This is a genomic window from Anaerolineales bacterium, from assembly GCA_030583885.1.
GTDB lineage: Bacteria > Chloroflexota > Anaerolineae > Anaerolineales > Villigracilaceae > Villigracilis.
Map to the genome: position 1 here is coordinate 2,406,224 of CP129480.1, position 16,535 is coordinate 2,422,758.

The 16,535-nt window shown below is 53.1% G+C and carries 14 protein-coding genes; 3 read left to right on the forward strand and 11 right to left on the reverse strand.

The window, feature by feature from the left end:
- Window position 1: 1 nt before the first annotated feature.
- The 5 genes from QY332_12025 to QY332_12045 form a co-directional block, all read right to left on the reverse strand.
- Window positions 2-865, reverse strand: a complete 864-nt coding sequence (locus QY332_12025; protein WKZ34339.1) for an Mrr restriction system protein — start codon at window positions 863-865, stop codon at window positions 2-4.
- A gap of 13 nt (window positions 866-878) precedes the next feature.
- A complete protein-coding gene (locus QY332_12030; GenBank protein WKZ34340.1) occupies window positions 879-2,225 on the reverse strand; it encodes a hypothetical protein in 1,347 nt (448 codons plus the stop codon).
- Window positions 2,226-2,390: 165 nt separating this feature from the next.
- Window positions 2,391-2,939: a transposase gene (locus tag QY332_12035; protein ID WKZ34341.1), complete on the reverse strand. Its 549-nt coding sequence runs from the start codon at window positions 2,937-2,939 to the stop codon at window positions 2,391-2,393.
- 74 nt (window positions 2,940-3,013) lie between these two features.
- A complete protein-coding gene (locus QY332_12040) occupies window positions 3,014-3,910 on the reverse strand; it encodes an aminotransferase class IV (GenBank protein ID WKZ34342.1) in 897 nt (298 codons plus the stop codon).
- 72 nt (window positions 3,911-3,982) lie between these two features.
- Window positions 3,983-4,612, reverse strand: coding sequence for a hypothetical protein (locus QY332_12045; GenBank protein WKZ34343.1), 630 nt, complete (start codon window positions 4,610-4,612; stop codon window positions 3,983-3,985).
- Between the two features lie 302 nt (window positions 4,613-4,914).
- Between QY332_12045 and QY332_12050 the strand changes: the two genes are divergently transcribed.
- Genes QY332_12050 through QY332_12060 form a run of 3 tightly spaced genes read left to right on the forward strand, consistent with a single transcriptional unit; the run spans window position 4,915 to window position 9,090 of the window.
- Window positions 4,915-6,753, forward strand: coding sequence for an ABC transporter ATP-binding protein (locus QY332_12050; protein WKZ34344.1), 1,839 nt, complete (start codon window positions 4,915-4,917; stop codon window positions 6,751-6,753).
- A 48-nt stretch (window positions 6,754-6,801) separates the two neighbouring features.
- Window positions 6,802-8,721, forward strand: coding sequence for an ABC transporter ATP-binding protein (locus QY332_12055; protein ID WKZ34345.1), 1,920 nt, complete (start codon window positions 6,802-6,804; stop codon window positions 8,719-8,721).
- Between the two features lie 60 nt (window positions 8,722-8,781).
- Window positions 8,782-9,090, forward strand: coding sequence for a hypothetical protein (locus QY332_12060; protein WKZ34346.1), 309 nt, complete (start codon window positions 8,782-8,784; stop codon window positions 9,088-9,090).
- A 33-nt stretch (window positions 9,091-9,123) separates the two neighbouring features.
- On the opposite strand, the gene QY332_12065 is transcribed toward QY332_12060, so the two are convergent.
- The 6 genes from QY332_12065 to QY332_12090 form a co-directional block, all read right to left on the reverse strand.
- Complete coding sequence (locus QY332_12065; GenBank protein WKZ34347.1) at window positions 9,124-10,071, reverse strand: alcohol dehydrogenase catalytic domain-containing protein; 948 nt, start codon at window positions 10,069-10,071, stop codon at window positions 9,124-9,126.
- Window positions 10,037-10,837 carry an RNA methyltransferase gene (locus QY332_12070; protein ID WKZ34348.1) on the reverse strand — a complete coding sequence of 267 codons (801 nt, stop codon included), beginning with the start codon at window positions 10,835-10,837 and terminating at the stop codon, window positions 10,037-10,039. Before QY332_12070 ends, QY332_12065 begins: the two co-directional genes overlap by 35 nt.
- A gap of 26 nt (window positions 10,838-10,863) precedes the next feature.
- Window positions 10,864-11,850, reverse strand: a complete 987-nt coding sequence (locus QY332_12075; protein WKZ34349.1) for an ABC transporter ATP-binding protein — start codon at window positions 11,848-11,850, stop codon at window positions 10,864-10,866.
- Complete coding sequence (locus tag QY332_12080) at window positions 11,847-13,772, reverse strand: dipeptide/oligopeptide/nickel ABC transporter permease/ATP-binding protein (GenBank protein ID WKZ34350.1); 1,926 nt, start codon at window positions 13,770-13,772, stop codon at window positions 11,847-11,849. The genes QY332_12075 and QY332_12080 overlap by 4 nt, the downstream gene beginning before the upstream one ends.
- Before the next feature lie 3 nt (window positions 13,773-13,775).
- Window positions 13,776-14,804 (reverse strand): ABC transporter permease, encoded by a 1,029-nt coding sequence (locus QY332_12085; GenBank protein ID WKZ34351.1) that lies wholly within the window; start codon window positions 14,802-14,804, stop codon window positions 13,776-13,778.
- Window positions 14,805-14,868: 64 nt separating this feature from the next.
- Window positions 14,869-16,503 (reverse strand): ABC transporter substrate-binding protein, encoded by a 1,635-nt coding sequence (locus QY332_12090; GenBank protein WKZ34352.1) that lies wholly within the window; start codon window positions 16,501-16,503, stop codon window positions 14,869-14,871.
- Window positions 16,504-16,535 lie beyond the last annotated feature (32 nt).

Consider the following 16,535-nt stretch of genomic DNA (forward strand, 5'->3'; position numbering starts at 1 on the left):
CTTATTCAGTCGTCCCTGCTCCGGAAAGGAAGTAAACTGGCCTTAGAGGGAAGCGCAGCACGGCTTCGTGGCTGTGTTTTGAAAGACATTTCACCCACAAATCAAAAAATGCCTCCAGGTCCACTAAGGTGATTTTGGATTGGGCGCTTTCCCCCATTTTTTCAATTGTTTCCTGAGTGAAGCCGCTGGTGGAAATTAAAACCCCGTGACTGTTTGTGCCGATGGACGATTGAAAGGTCTGTAGTCCCTTAATGTGAATTGGTTCGTCGGCATGCCTTATTTGCACGAAAATTCTTGTATCTCTTGTTCCCAATGGGTCAGTGGTGGCAATAATGTCAATCTGTCCCCGTTCTTTGTCAGGGGGGGCAGCCCAAAGGATGTGATAATCAAGGGAAACAAGCAAATCAACTGTCAGTAATTGAAATTCACGCCGCTTAAATCCTTGAATATAGTTCTGAATCTGCTCCCAGGCTTTTTCCTCGGCCTGTTCCACTTCTGCAATGATTCCGGGGTTTACAAGCCGATTCTCTTCAAAGCTCTTGAGCGCTTCATTGTAAAATTCCTGTGCGAACTGGAATTTCTGGCAGGCTTCCCTGCCCTCTTCGGTGATATACCAGCGTCCCTTGTTGCTTTTAACCAGCCAGCCAGCCTTGACAAGCGGAATGGTCGCCAGACGAACGTATCGTTCATAACGTGGCATGTTGGATGGCGGCGTATATTCCCTCTCGTATGTAGTTAAAGTGGTAATTTGAGGAAGATAAGCAATGATTTCCCTTGCGGGCAGACCGCCCGGTCTATTCCACAGCAATTCAAGGACGGCACGCACAAGTTCGCTGATTCTTTGAAGATTGACTGTGTTTTGCATGGAAATTCTCGAACTATCCACGGCTTGTATCAAACGGTACGGGTTTTATGCCCGACAGGCGGACATTGATTATCTTTTGAAGAATATCGAACCAAAAGGATGAACCTTGTGCGCAGGCCAACGCAGTAGTCAATAATCCCAGCGTTTTTATAAACAACCAGACCCAGCCGTTTGCCATGCCAAGTAACAGGCTCGGCCGATAGCAGGTTGATCCAATCTGAATTCCAAAATCGCCGTGTGTGCGAGAAACCCACAAACATTCAACTCCAATTTGCAGTGCGGTTTCAGTGAACTTCCAGCCTACAGGAATTGCATAATACTCATTTTGGATTATCTGAATAATGGAGATTTGGTTTTCATTATAAATCTCGGATTCTGAAGCGGGATTGTTTTGAACAGCCAAATTTGCATTTGCCCGCAAAGACTGTCGAACCGCCGGTTCCAGCCACAGCCTGCCTGACAATTCGAGGCTGTCCACATTAAAGACCAGGGCAATTATCAGCCCGATAGAAAAAACTGATAGCTGGGCTCGTCGTTTATACCACCCGGAAAGGCGGTCCATGGAATCATTGAACCATTGCTCAAGGTTGGATTGAAGTCTTTCGATGGTAAGTTCATTGCTGTTGTCGTCAACTCCGATCAGCAGACTGTTTAATAGCCTGCTGATATCGGGAGAGATGGCACTAAGTGTGACCATTCCGGATAGGAGAGCGGGCACCTTCTTTCCCCCGGGTTTCCCCGCTATTTTTATGGATTCGATCTGCTTATCAATTCTTTCCTTTGTCAGCTTGATTTTTTCCCGGATAACTTCAATGTCAGATTCAATCTCTGGGTAGTGTTCTGCAAAAGCATCCAGCTCCTTTTCAATCGTGGCGATAATTAACCCCTGAAACGCTGTATTTTCAGATTGGATGGTCGTGTCGGGCAAAAAGGAGAGTTCCACTAAGCGTTCATGTGTTTGCAGGGCATTCTGCTGTTTGCGGCGGTCTTTTATCTTTGATAATTTTTCAGAAAGCTCCAATAAGCTGTAGCGTACCAGGAACGCCTCGTGGCCTGCTGAAAGAAGCATGCTGACCAGTACGTTGGAAAATTGATTGGCGGGAATATAGGATGGGATCAGTTTGCCCGAATGCCTCATGCCGGACATGCTTTTGATGATCGGATGTTCGTAAAACACCTGGGTTAGAACCCTGTCATTAAGCATGCGGCGGATGGCTGACTTTAATTCGTTGGCACGCCAGCGCTGCCGGGATGCAAGCCACTCCTGAATTTGCATGGTTGCCAAGCTAAGAATGTACCATGTAAACAGAAGACCAATGATCAGTTCAATAATGGATTCTAAATACATATCTTTCATCATCGCGTCAAGCTTGGTGGGATCTGTGTTTTCATGATTATATCATTCTGAACCCCTTAAAAGGCCTATCATTTTGAGGGATTCAGGTAAAACCCGAGGTTCTTAGCCGTTTTACTCCCCAAAATGACATGAACTGAATGATTTCGTTTACGCACCCCAATTTGAACTTTATTGATCCCAGAGCGATATTCCCTGTTGCCGTCTTGTAATATGGATGAATTCCTTGATCATCGGCTCCGGGTGTGGACGCTTTCCAACCAAAATCAAGTTTCCATTTGCCCAAAATTCCTTTGAAATATTTTCTCTGTTAAATCTTGGGAATTCAACAAAGATCTGTTCTGACGTAAATTGCTTAATTATGCGAATGAAACGTGCCGGTGAACATGTCATCGGCACGCTCATGACCCATTGTAAATATTCAGGCTGGACATCGATATAGTCCAGCTGCCAGTCGTATGAAATACAGATTTGCTGCATCCAAATCTGTAGATAGGAAAAAATATCCCCCACAAGCATATGATTGCTAAAGCGAGGGATGAGCAGACAGGCATATGATAGGTTGTAGGGATCGTGGTTTACTTGGCGAAACTCAATTTCGCCTCTTTCTTCCTCTTTTTCCTTAAGAAAATGACCCGATTCCCTTGTATCGACACGGACATCCCCGGAAGTCTGATTGACTCCAGTGTCATCAAGGTCGGGTTGAATGGTCGTGGTCAAGATCATTGTTTGCTCTAGAGGACCCAATCTTATCAATTAAGTAAGCAAGCTATGCGCAATCCTGTGGAAATATATCACAATCCTTCTGGCACTGCAATAAGGGAATGGTCAAAAATTTGCTCTGCTACACGAAACATTTCAAAACTGTAAGCTTTTTGCAAATTTGTAGCTATCCTCCCACATTTTCCTGATCCAATGATCCTGTTGTCAATTTGAACGATTGGAACGACGCCGCGTGAACTGGATGTGAGAAATGCTTCGTCGAAATTCACGTTCATTTTTGGGGCGCGATATTCAATGGAAATCCCCTGCCCTCTTGCAAGCCTCAGCACAACTTTGCGCGTGACGCCGAGTAAAATTCCACGCTTGGCGGTGATGATCTTGATGGCATTTGTTTGGGATTCCTTTGCCACATTACCTGTCATCACATACTTGACGGCATAAAAATTTGATGTCATTCCCTCCAGTATCCTGCCATCCCTTGTCATCAAAACCTCGAACACATCCTTGCTCAATAACTTTCTCTGGTCGATGCTTTCTGTGATAAAGACCGTATTCTTGATACGTGGATCATGCCTGGCAATATTGGATGTTAATACATGTACACCATTCGCGTACGCCGACCTGGGTAATGGAATAAACGGCTGGATGCAGATATATACATCCCCCTTATCTTTCGTCAATATCACACGCACGCGAGACTCGTGCGGCAGGCTTTCCTTTACGAATTCAGCAATTCGCCCCCGCAGGGTGTTTTCGTCCACAGCAGGATGCAGCCCCGCCTCTTTTGCCGGGTGATACAGTCTTTGTAAATGGGAACGCATGCCAAGCACCCGTGTCCCCTGTGCGAGGGTACTAAAGGTGGTGTAAAAACCCGGCGGCAAGTCGCGCGTCAATTCATCCAATGTCGACGCTTGGAATGATACGTCCAGGTTCCCGCTTTTTGAGACCTTGTATAACTTGATTGCCATGCGCTGATTATAAACTGCAACGACGTCCCACCCGTAGGGAAGATAACCCCATTTGTTGCGCTGGAAGAGTGCCTACTCGATCACAAAATCGAACAACGCCAGTTGAAAGCCGTCCTTTGGCTGTACTTGCACCGTCAAATTGTCAACAGGCTGTTCGGGGAAATATAGCTGCGTCGTGAGGACCTGTCCATTTGGCGCTTGCACTTTGACGTGGATATGCCGAATGGGACGCGAGGAATACAAGCCGGGCAATACCGTTTCAAGAGAATATCTTCCCTGCTGATCGGTGAATTGATGTCCGCGCAGAGTGAAGCCGGCGTTATCATATTCGCCGTCCCCGTCCGCCTGCCAAAAATCCAGCCATACATCTGGGATGGGCTTGCAGTCCTCGTTCAGCACATGACCAATCAATATCAGCCTTTCGCCCCGTAGACCATCTTCAAGCAGGGATGTTCTTTCAGGCGTATTAGGAGTGTAATAGGGACCTTCCGCATTTGACGGAGTCAATACCCCGCTGCAGGAGGGTGCTGGAAGCGCGGAGAAAATGTTGGTGACGTCAGTGGCCGATTCAGTTTCAGCTGCAGGCAAGTCTGTTGGAGATGCAGCAGGTACAGTCGGGGCAGGAGGCGGGATGGTTTCCTGTACAATTGCAGGCGCACAAGCGGTCAATATCATCAGGCCAAGGATCAAGTATGGTTTCATTTTCTTCTCCTCTTCCTCTATCGGACGCGTCATCTCACATGCATATTTCGAAAAATTAATTTTTTCTCACCTTGACATTTTCGGCAGGCGGGGTGTAAACTACGATGCGAAGTACGAAAATTTTATGAAAGGAGCGCACTCTTGATGTCCAGCAACACCTTCTTTATCCCCGATGCAGTTGGGAAAATTCCTCCTCGGAGTGCGCCTGTTGACCGAATCTAGGTCATTGTTCTGTCCTTTGCTTGTTTTGGGCTGCGGCGCACACGCCGCAGCCTTTTTGTTTTATTTGATGGAGAACCACAATGTCGAACGTAACCACCACCTCCCCATATTTTGACTTCCGCAATGCGCTCAATGAGAACCGCCTGCTTGGTCTGTGGCGCATGATGACGGACTACCGCTTCCCCTACATCGCGGCGACGGTCTCGCTTGCCATTTCCGCGCTGGCGAAGACCTCCGTGTACCTGCTGCTGCGTTTCTTTGCAGACGATGTGCTCGGAAAAGGCGCGATGCTCGGCGCGACGATGACCCAGACCTTTTTGTGGATTGGCTTGGGATTCATCCTGCTCGCCTTTGTGGAAGGCGGCGGCGCGTTTCTTTCGGGACGTCTGGCTGCCTACACTGCGGAGGGCATTACCCGCCGCCTGAGGGATTTCCTCTTCGACCACATCCAGCGCCTGAATTTTTCATATCACAGCAGCACCCCCACCGGTGACCTGATCGAGCGCGTCACGTCGGACGTGGATGCCTTGCGGCGCTTCTTCTCGGAGCAAGCCATCGGCGTGGGACGCATCGTGCTGTTGTTCTTCATCAACTGGTTCGCCATTCTGTATATCAACGTAAAACTGGGCTGGCTGTCAGTGATTGTCATTCCGCCCATCCTGCTGGTGTCGCTGTGGTTCTTCAAAAAAGTGACCAAAGCCTACGAAGATTATCAGGCGCAGGAAGCAGTGCTTTCCACGACCCTGCAGGAGAACCTGACGGGTGTGCGCGTGGTGAAAGCCTTTGCGCGGCAGGAGTACGAAAAGGAAAAATTCGACAAGGACAACTGGGGCAAGTACATCAAGGGCAAGTTCCTGCTGTTGATGCACTCGCTCTTCTGGCCCCTTTCGGATATTGTGCTCGGCGCGCAGATGCTGTTCGGGTTTGTGTACGCAGCGTTCATGGCAATCAACGGCGAGATTTCCATCGGTGACTATGTCGCTTATGTCGGGCTGGTCGTGTGGCTGATCTTCCCCATCCGTAACCTGGGGCGCATTATTGTGCAGACCTCCACGGGGATGGTCTCGTACCAGCGTCTGATGGACATCACCAAACAGGGGCGTGAAGACCTCGATGGCGGCAAGGTGCAACCCGCAGGCCCAGTGCGAGGCGAGATCGAATTCAAAAACGTCTCGTTCGTCTATTCGGACGGAACACATGAGGTCATCAAGGATATTTCCTTCCACATCCAGCCTGGGCAGTCCATTGCCCTGCTCGGCTCGACGGGTTCAGGCAAGACCTCGCTGGTCAACCTGCTGCCCCGCTTCCACGAATACACGGGAGGAGAAATCCTGCTCGATGGTGTGGACTTAAAGGACTTCCCGCGTAAATACCTGCGCGAGCAGATCGGTATCGTGCAGCAGGAGCCGTTCCTGTTCAGCCGCTCGATCCGCGAGAATATTTTATACGGCGTGGGTCGCAAGGTGATGCAGGCGGAGATCGAAGCCGCCGCACAAGCCGCCGCCGTGCATGATGTGATCGTCGGTTTCCCCGATGGCTACAACACCATTGTCGGCGAGAAGGGCGTGACGCTCTCCGGCGGACAAAAGCAGCGCGTGACCATCGCCCGCACCATCCTGAAGAACCCGAAGATTCTGATCCTCGATGACTCCACCTCCGCAGTGGACACCGAGACGGAGGCATCCATTCGACAGGCGTTGAACGATCTGATGGAAAACCGCACCACCTTCATCATCGCGCATCGCATTCAATCCGTGATGAAAGCCGATTTGATCCTTGTGCTGGATAAGGGCAGGGTCGTTCAAAAAGGCACGCATGAGGAGTTACTCGCCCAGGCGGATGGGATGTATCGCAAGATTTATGACATCCAGACGCGGATCGATGAGGAGTTGGAGCACGAGATCGCAAGAGCGAATTAATGAATTTGTAGGGGCGCAGCGTCGCTGCGCCCCTGCGGAGAATGAACCATGGCTGAAGATATCGAACTGATCGAACTCGAAGAAGAGGAACATACAGCGCAATTGACCGCGCCGATCCTTAAACGCATCTTTACCCTGCTCAAGCCGCATTGGAAGTGGGTGCTGGGATTTCTCATCACCATCGCGCTGGTCTCGAGCATGGACGCCTACTTCACGTACCTGAACAAGCAGATCGTGGACGACGGCATCAACCTCAGGGACAGGGAACGCATCATCCAGATCGCGTGGCTGTACGGTTCGTTCCTGCTGCTGCAAGCCGCGTTCATCTTCATTTTTATTTACCTTGCGGGGGTGCTGGGTGAGCGCGTGCAATATGACTTGCGCAGGATGCTCTTCAACCACCTGCAGGACTTGTCGCTTTCGTACTACGCCCAAAACGCGGTGGGACGCCTGATCGCGCGCGTCACCTCGGATACGGGGCGCGTCTCGGAACTGGTGACCTGGGGCATCGTGGACAGCACCTGGGCGCTGATGAACATCATCACCTCGCTGACCTTCATGGCGATCATCAACTGGCGGCTGGCGCTGATCGTGTCGGTTATCATCCCGGTCATGGTCTTTATCGCCACCAAGTTCCAGAAGTACATTTTGGTGGAATTCCGCAATGCGCGGCGCACGAACAGCAAAATCACCGGGGCGTACAACGAGAACATTCAGGGCGTGCGCGTGGTCAAGGCGCTGGGACGCGAAGACGCGAACCTGCTCGAATTCCAGACCCTGACGACGAAAATGTACCGCGCCTCCTACCGCGCGGCGTGGCTTTCGGCGCTCTTCCTCCCAACCGTGCAGATCATCGCCGCCATCGCGCTGGGAGCCATCGTCTGGTACGGCGGGACGCAGATCTCGCTGGGGTTGATCACCATCGGCGGGATCCAAGCCTTCGTCTCATACCTGACCTTCATGATGTGGCCCGTGCAGGATCTGGCGCGCGTCTATGCCGAGATGCAGCACAGCATTGCCTCGGCAGAGAGAATCTTCAAATTGATCGACACGCCACCCGACGTACACAACCGTCCCGACGCCATCGAAGCGAAGACCTTGATGGGCGAGATCGAATTCGACCACGTGGACTTCTTCTACGAAGACCGCAAACCCGTGCTGACCGATTTCACGCTGAAGGTGAAACCCGGGGAGATGATCGCGCTCGTCGGTCCGACAGGCGGCGGGAAATCCACCATCGTCAACCTGCTGTGCCGATTCTACGAGCCGCAGAGTGGCGTGATCCGCATCAATGGACGGGATTACACCGGGTACACGCTCGAGTCGATCCACAAAAGAATCGGCATCGTGCTGCAAACACCGCACCTGTTCTCGGGGACGGTACGCGAGAACATCCGTTACGGGCGGCTGGGAGCGAGTGACGCCGACGTGGAAGCCGCGGCGAAGGTGGCTGGCGCGCAGGATTTTATTTTGACGCTCGAAAAGGGCTACGACCAGAACGTGGGCGAAGGCGGCAACCTGCTCTCGGTGGGACAGAAGCAGTTGATCTCGCTGGCGCGCGCGGTGCTTGCCAAGCCGGAGTTGTTCATCATGGATGAGGCGACTTCGTCAGTGGATACGCTGACCGAGGCGCTGATTCAAAAAGGCATGGATGCGCTGCTGCAGGGACGCACATCGTTCGTGATCGCGCACCGCCTCTCCACCATCCGCCGCGCGGAACGCATCCTCGTCATCGAAGACGGGCGCATCGCGGAGCAGGGCACGCACGCCGAATTGCTGAGAATACGCGGACATTACTACCGCCTGTACACCCAGCAGTTCCGCCATGAGTTGGAAGTAGCCTATGGGGTTGCCGACGAAGTCCTCGCAAGGCGCGAGATCGAAGGCGAGAGCCGCGAAGATGTGACGGCGGATTCGATCATGATGAAAAGAGAGAAATCTGTTGAAGAGGCCCCGGCCGCGGATTAAGTGCAAAGCCTCCAGGTTGTCCGCCAACCTGGAGGCTTTCTATTAGCGTATAATCCCTGCATGTCAATTCAACCTGCAGGGAAAACCTATTTCGGGCTGGCTGCCATCCTCACGGGCATTCTGGCTGTGTTGTTTATCCTGGCAAATATCGGGTCTTCCTACCTGCGCATCTCCCCGCTTCTGTTCAATCAACTGAATACCATCACGGCGCTCCTGTACTGCATCCTGACGCCGTTGACGGTTGCGCTGGGTTTTATGGGGATCATTCTCAAGAGGGATTCGATGATCCTGGGGGTGCTCGCCATTGGTATGGTGGCGGTCCCTTTTTTGCTGTTGTTTACCCAATTTGCCGCCGGTTTTATCGAATAACCTGCAGGTGTGGCAGGGCGGCATATTTTCCTCCTAGGGGGCGATCAGTATCTTCAACACCCCCGCCTGACCCGCCTTCTCCATTGCTTTAACCGCATCCTTCAATTTATATTCATCCGCAATCAATACTGTCGGGTCTACTTCGCGTTTTTCCATCAAACGCAGGGCCGGCGCAAATGGTCCACAGCGTGATCCGATCATGGTGATCTCGTCCACGACGATGGATGAGAAGTTCACGGTCATATCACCTTTGTAGGTGGATTTCAACACCAGCGTCCCGCGTGGACGAATGGCATTGCGTGCCAGGTTGAATCCATCCGATGAGCCGGTCGCTTCGACAGCCACATCCCATTTACGTGGCTGAATGTCCGCTTCCGAGATGACTGGAATCCTGCGCGCGGTCAGCAGGTCTTTTTGCTGCTGGTGACGCGCCAACACATGCAGGTCACAGCCTGTCAGCGCCAGTGTTTGTGCGATCAATTGCCCCAGCCTGCCCGCGCCAACCAGCAGAACGCGGTCGGTCGGCTGGATCTGTATTTGTTCCTGGATCTCCAGCGCAGCAGCCAGCGGCTCGGTGAAGACCGCCATATCATCGGGGACGGAGTCTGGCACGCGCTGTAAATTTTCCAGCGGAAGGGATGTATATTCGGCGAACACGCCATTGCGGTTAACGATTCCCAGCACGGTGCGGTTCTCGCAATGCGTGGGCCGTCCATACCGGCAGGCTTCGCAGGTTCCACACACGGCGTTGATCTCCCCGACCACGCGTGTGCCAACCCAGCCTTCCTTGGGTGCATCCACTACTTCGCCGACGAATTCGTGACCGAGAATTCCCGTATATGGATAATATCCCTTGACCAGTTCCAGATCGGTACTGCAAATGCCCGCCCTGCGGACCTTAATCAGCGCCTCGTTTTTTCGTTCCGGCTTGGGCGCATCGCGCAATTCAATGTGATTGTTTTCCAGCCACAATGCCTTCATTTCTCTGCCTCACAATTTCATACGTGATCAATGCGGTTGCGATCGAAACATTCAGCGAATTGACCCTGCCGATCATCGGGATCCCGACTTTGACATCCGCATTTTGCATCCAAAAATCGGTCAGCCCTTCATCTTCCGTGCCGACGGCCAGGGCGGCAGGTCCGCGCAAATTGACATCCGTATACAGCATCTCCGCAGACGGCGTCGCTGCCAAAATCCGCATCTCTTTGGACCTGAGCCATGCCAGCGCATTCGGCGCCTCGATCTCGACGGTGGGTACGGTAAAAACCGCGCCGCGGCTGGCGCGGATGACATTTGGATTCCATATATCCACGCGCGGATCACAGACGAGCACGGCATCCACCCCGGCGGCGTCGGCTGTGCGCAGAATGGCTCCGAGATTGCCGGGCTTCTCAATGGACTCCGCCACGATCACCAGCGGAGATGTGGACAACCTCAAATCCTCCAGCGAAGTCTTGGGAGTGGGGAAAATCCCAAGCCAGCCGTCGGGGTTATCGCGGTATGAGATCTTCTCAAAGACCGCGCGGCTGAGGGTGGTTATGTCAGCGTTGGGGGTGTTGATCGCGCGCGTGGCAAGTTCGGGCGCAGTCAGAAGCGTTTGTGGAAGGAGTCCACAGTCAAGAGCGAGGGTTAATTCATCGAAGCCTTCCACGAGGATCAATTTGTCACGCTGGCGTTGACGTTTATCCTCGCGGAGTTTTACGATGTGTTTGATTTTTGGGTTTTGGGCGCTGGTGATGTCCATGGATGCACCGCGGCATTCACACCGCGTTACTTAACGATCAGCAAACAAGCCGCCTGATGCGTTTTACTGAGCGTCACCATGGGCGGGTCGCTGGCTTTGCAGGCGTCTAAAGCAACCGGGCAGCGCGGATGGAACCGACAGCCTGTGGGGATATCGATTGGGTTGGGGGTTTCGCCCTGCAGAATAATTCGTTCGTGGCGCAGGCGCGGGTTTGGAACGGGGATGACGGAGATCAGGGCTTTGGTGTACGGATGTTGCGGACTTTCCAGCACTTCAAGCATGGTCCCAATTTCCACGATGCGCCCAAGATACATGACGGCGACACGGTCGGCGAAGAAACCGACGGAACCGAGGTCATGCGTGATGAAGATGACCGCGATCTGGCGCGTGATGCGAAGTTCCGCAAGCAGGTTGATGATCTCTGCACGGATGGAGACATCCAGCATGGAAACAGGTTCATCGGCCAGGATGATCTCAGGCTCCAGCACAAGCGCAGCGGCGATCACCACGCGCTGGCGCTGCCCGCCGGAGAGTTCATGCGGGTACCGTCCAAGATAGATCTCGGCGGGCTTCAAACCCGCATCTTCCATGGCTTTCCTGACGCGTTCATCGCGCTCAGCCTTGTTATTTGCAAGTCCATGCACCACCAAGGGTTCCGAGACGATCTCTTCGATGGTCTGTGTGGGATTCAACGACTCGTACGGGTCTTGAAAGACCATTTGGATCTTGCGGCGCAGGTCCTTGCGTTGATGGTCATTCAAATGCGTGATATCGCGCCCTTCGTACATGACCGTGCCTTCGGTTACATCTTCCAGGCCCATTAACATAAGCGCCAGAGTGGATTTACCGCAGCCACTCTCACCCACCAGTGCGATCACTTCACTGCGGCGCAGGACAAGGTCGATACCGTCCACGGCGTGCAGGTCGCGGGAATTTCGGGAGAATAATCCGGGGTGACCGACATCGAAATATTTTTTTAATCCGCGAATTTCCAGAAAATGCTCTATGCTCATTTCGAAGCCTCGGCGAGATGGCAGCTTACAATATGGTTGGCACTCAGTTCATACAGAGGTGGCTGTTCCGTATTACAACGGTCGAAGACAAGCGGGCAGCGCGGGGCAAAGCGGCAGCCCTGCGGAAGTGCGTCTAGGCGCGGCGGATAGCCCGGTATCGAAGAAAGTTTCTTCTTCGGTTTGGTCAGGTCCGGGAAGGCTTTTAGCAGTTCCTGTGTATAAGGATGCCTTGGTTCGTTGTAAATGACATCCACATCGGCATATTCCGCTGTCACGCCGCCGTACATTACCAGTACCCGGTCGCACATTTCCGCCACAATACCGAGATCATGGGTCACAAATACAATGGAAAGCCCCAGTTTCTTACGAAGCTCATCCAGCAACTCCAATATTTGAGCCTGGATCATCACATCCAGGGCAGTGGTCGGCTCGTCGGCAATGATCACCTGCGGGTTGCAGGCCAGTGCCATCGCGATCATGGCGCGCTGTCGCATTCCACCTGAATATTGATGTGCAAATAGGTCTTTCTGGTCGGCGGCAATCCCCACAATGTCAAGCAGTTCGGTTACGCGGTCTTGAAGCTTGTCGCGCGGGAAGGTGGGAATATGTTTGGTAATCGCTTCGGCGATCTGGCTGCCCACTGTCCGCACAGGGTTGAGTGCGTTCATCGCCCCTTGAAAGACAATCGAAATCCCGCTCCAGCGAATGTCATTTAACTCATCTTCACCCACAGTCACAAGGTCTTTTCCATTGAAGTAAACCTCACCGTTGACGATCTGCCCCGCAGAGGGGAGCAGGCGCAGCATGGCAAGCATGAGCGTCGTCTTGCCGCAACCGCTCTCCCCCACCAGACCGATCAACTCGCCTTCCTTCAGGGAGAAACTGACGTTTTCAACCGCTCGCGCGGGAGGCTGTCCCTCGTTCACATAGTTAATCGAAAGATTTCGGACTTCCAGCAGGTTTTTTCTGCTGACAGGCACCGTGCCCGCTTCATGCGTGATGGGAGGCCTGCCCGGCATCAAGTGATGTGTCTCGACCCTCGGGTTTAGTACCTGTTCAAACCCCTGCCCAAGCAGGGTTAAACCAAGCACCACCCAAACAATCCCAATGCCCGGAGCCACCAGGGCCCACCAGGCCCCCGTGGACATGGCCCCCCGCCCAAATGCATAATTGAGCATTTGGCCCCACGAGAGGACGGTTGGGTCACCAAGCCCCAGGAAGGACAGGGCGCTTTCATTCAGGATCGCAAGGGAAATAACCAGCACAGCCTGCACAACAAGGATGGGCATTACCATCGGCAGGATGTGGCGGGAAATGATGTGTCCCTTTCCCGCGCCAATTGCACGTGCGCGCAGGACGAATTTACGTGATTTCACCGCCAGTGTTTGTGAACGGACAACACGTGCGGTTGTCGTCCAGCCCAGCAGGCCGATCACAAAAATAATATTGAGCAGCGATGGCTTTGTCAGCGCGACAATGACGACCAGCAATGGCAGGTCCGGGATGACAAGCATGATGTCGGTAAAGCGCATGACGAAATTTTCCCAGCGTCCGCCAAAAAAACCTGCAACGAGTCCAAGGGTTCCGCCAATGACAATGGAGATGAATGCGGCGAAGAAACCAACAGTCAGTGAGACGCGTGCGCCGAAAACAAAATTGGAAAAAACATCCTGCCCGGCATCGTCCGTTCCAAACCAATGGTTTGCACTTGGCGGTTTATACACATCGCCAATACTTACCGAGGTTGAATATTCCCTGTCATATGGTGCGATGACTGGTGCGAAAATCGCCACCAGGATTATCGCGATAAGCATTCCCAGACCAACAATGCCTATGCGGTTCTTCTTGAAAATCTTCCAAAACCCCCGTAATCGCGCGGCGAACTGGCTTTGCGGTTCAGCTGTTTGTAATGCGTTTTGCATTAGTTACTCCGTTTGCACGCGCGGGTCAAGATACGTATAGGTCAGGTCGGCGACAAGATTGGCGAGGATAACCGCCACTGCGATCAGCAGGAAAGCACCCTGCAATACCGGGAAATCACGCCGTCCAACCGCCTCGAAAATGGCACTGCCCAATCCCGGCCAGGAGAAGACCGCTTCAATTTGAATGGCGCCGGCAACGGTAAACCCCAAATTGATCGCAATGACCGTCACCAACGGAAGCATTGCGTTCTTAAGGGCATGGTCCTTGAGTATCTGAAACATACTCAACCCTTTGGCCTTGGCAGTCAGAATATAATCCTCCGACAGCACATCGATCAGGCTCGAGCGCATGATCAGCGTGTATTCACCCATGTACACGATGGTATAGGTCAAGGTGGGCAGGAACATATGACGGGCAATATCGCCCCATTGCTGCAGGAGCGGCAGGGAGCTTGCGCCCGGGGTCGCCTTGCCTGCCAGCGGGAAGCCGTTTGCGCTTCCCCAAAAGAGAAGAATGATTCCTAGCCAGAACGTCGGCAGACTCCACGCGATCAAGCTTGCCATGACCGCGCCATAATCAATGGCAGTCCGCGCCTTCCACGCGGCGAGAATTCCGAAGATCATGCCGAAAATAATGGAAAGTATCTGCCCGGCGCCAATCAAGAGCACCGTGTTCCACAACCGCTGGGCTAATAGCTCCGCCACCGGGCGGTTGCTGTGGTAACTGAACCCCAACTCGCCCTGCACCAGGTTGCGGACATAGATAAAGAATTGCGTTTCCATTGGGTTTACGGCGCAGCTTCCAAACTCGATTGGGTTCAAAGAGTCGAAGCAATTGATGACCGGTTTATCCAACCCAAATCGGACGCGCAGCATCTCAACCGCCTCCTTTTTCAAACGAGGATCGCGGACGCCAGCCCGCGCCGGGTCGCCGGGCAGGACGCGGAACAAAAAGAAGTTCAGCACAATGACAAACAGGATCGTAAAAATGGACCAGGCTATTTTTCGAAGAAGGATGCGGGTTCGATTCAAGGCATTCTCCCGGATTGGGGATTGCGTCGGGTGCGGGAATCTTCCCGCACCCGACCCTTACGACTTATTTGACTGGTTCAATAACCACCAGTGAGGTTACATCCTCAAGTGCCACCTTGGCCTCGTTTGTGATCCAGCCGGTGAAACGGTCTGTGCGGAATGCCTGAACATTGGCATCGTAGAACGGGATTATATATACAACATCATCGTGCACGATCCGCTGCATTTCCCAAACAATGTCCTTGCGGGCATCAAAATCCAATGTGACCTGTTGCTTTGCATACAATTCGTCGTATACAGGGTTGGAATAACCGGTCTCACTGGATCCGGTGGGGATGCTTTCGGTGGTGTAAACGTACAACAAGGCGCTTGGGTCAGGATCGGATGCCCAACCCCAAATGATGATGTCAAAGTCAAAAGCGGGACAGCATTGAGCGGTTAACGCATCCGGGTCCACTGCCTGAAGTTCCAGTTCGATCCCGATCTCCCCCCACATCTGACTTAAGAGTTCCGCCATGCGGGGTGCATTGATGCTGTCACTGGGCCAGTTCATGCGGAAGCTAAGCGGAAGCGAGCCGTCCGGCATTTCGCGTACACCATCGTTGTTTGTATCTGCGTACCCGCCATTGTCAAGGATTTCTTTCGCCTTGGCAACATCATACTCAAAGTCCTCAATCGAATCGTTGTACCACACGCCCAGTCCGTCGGGGATGAGCGTTAGGCCGGGCTCGCCAAGGCCGAGCAGGACCAGATCGATCAAACGCTGCTTGTCCGTGGCGTGTGACATGGCAAGGCGTACATCGCGGTCGCGCAGGGCCGGATGGCCGGAACAGATGCCGCCCTCGTCGACCGGGCAATTCTCAGGGTCCATCTGATTGAAGATGATGTCGGTGACGCCCGGCGCAAGAGGTGCGCCGACCACCAGTTCGATGTTCGGGTCTTCGTCCAGCGCTGCCGCCGCCGTATTTGGCATTTCGGTGATCATATCCACCTGACCGGTCTTGATCGCCTGCACAAGCGCATCCTGGTTGGCAAAGGTCTGGAAGATCACTTCGTCCACCTTGGGAGGCGTGTAGAAATGCTCCTTGTTCGCCTGCAGACGGACAAATTCATTCTGCACATACTCCGCCATCTTGAACGGGCCGGAGCCGATCATTTCAAAATTCTCGTATTCGAGCTTGTCCTCGTTCTCCCAGATATGTTTCGGAAGAACGTACAGGAACACCAGCTGGCTTTCGATGTTGGGGATCGCCTCCGTCAGCGTAAGAATGACCTCATTGTTTTCCGTGGCCTCGATCGAGTCAAAGTACGGCGTGTAATATCCATTCATATAGGGATATTCAGGCGTATCCTTGTATAGATTGTAGGAAAATGCGACGTCCTCGGCGGTCAGGGGCTGGCCGTCATGCCACATGACCCCGTCGCGGATCTTAAATGTGTAGACGATGCCGTCATCCGAGACATCCACACTCTCTGCAAGGCTGAGGGTGAAGGACCCATCCAGGTTGAGTTCGTACATGGAGTCATATACCTGTTCGAAGATCGTATATGCCTCCACCAGGATCGCCATGCCCGGATTCAGCGTATCCGGACTGCCGGCCCAGCCGATGCGTACAACAGCCGCCTGTCCGCCCCCGCCTCCGCATGCGGAAAGCACCAGCGCAACAAGCACGATCACATACAGCACTTTCTGTTTCATATCTTCTCCTCTCAAGAGTTGAACAGATTTCG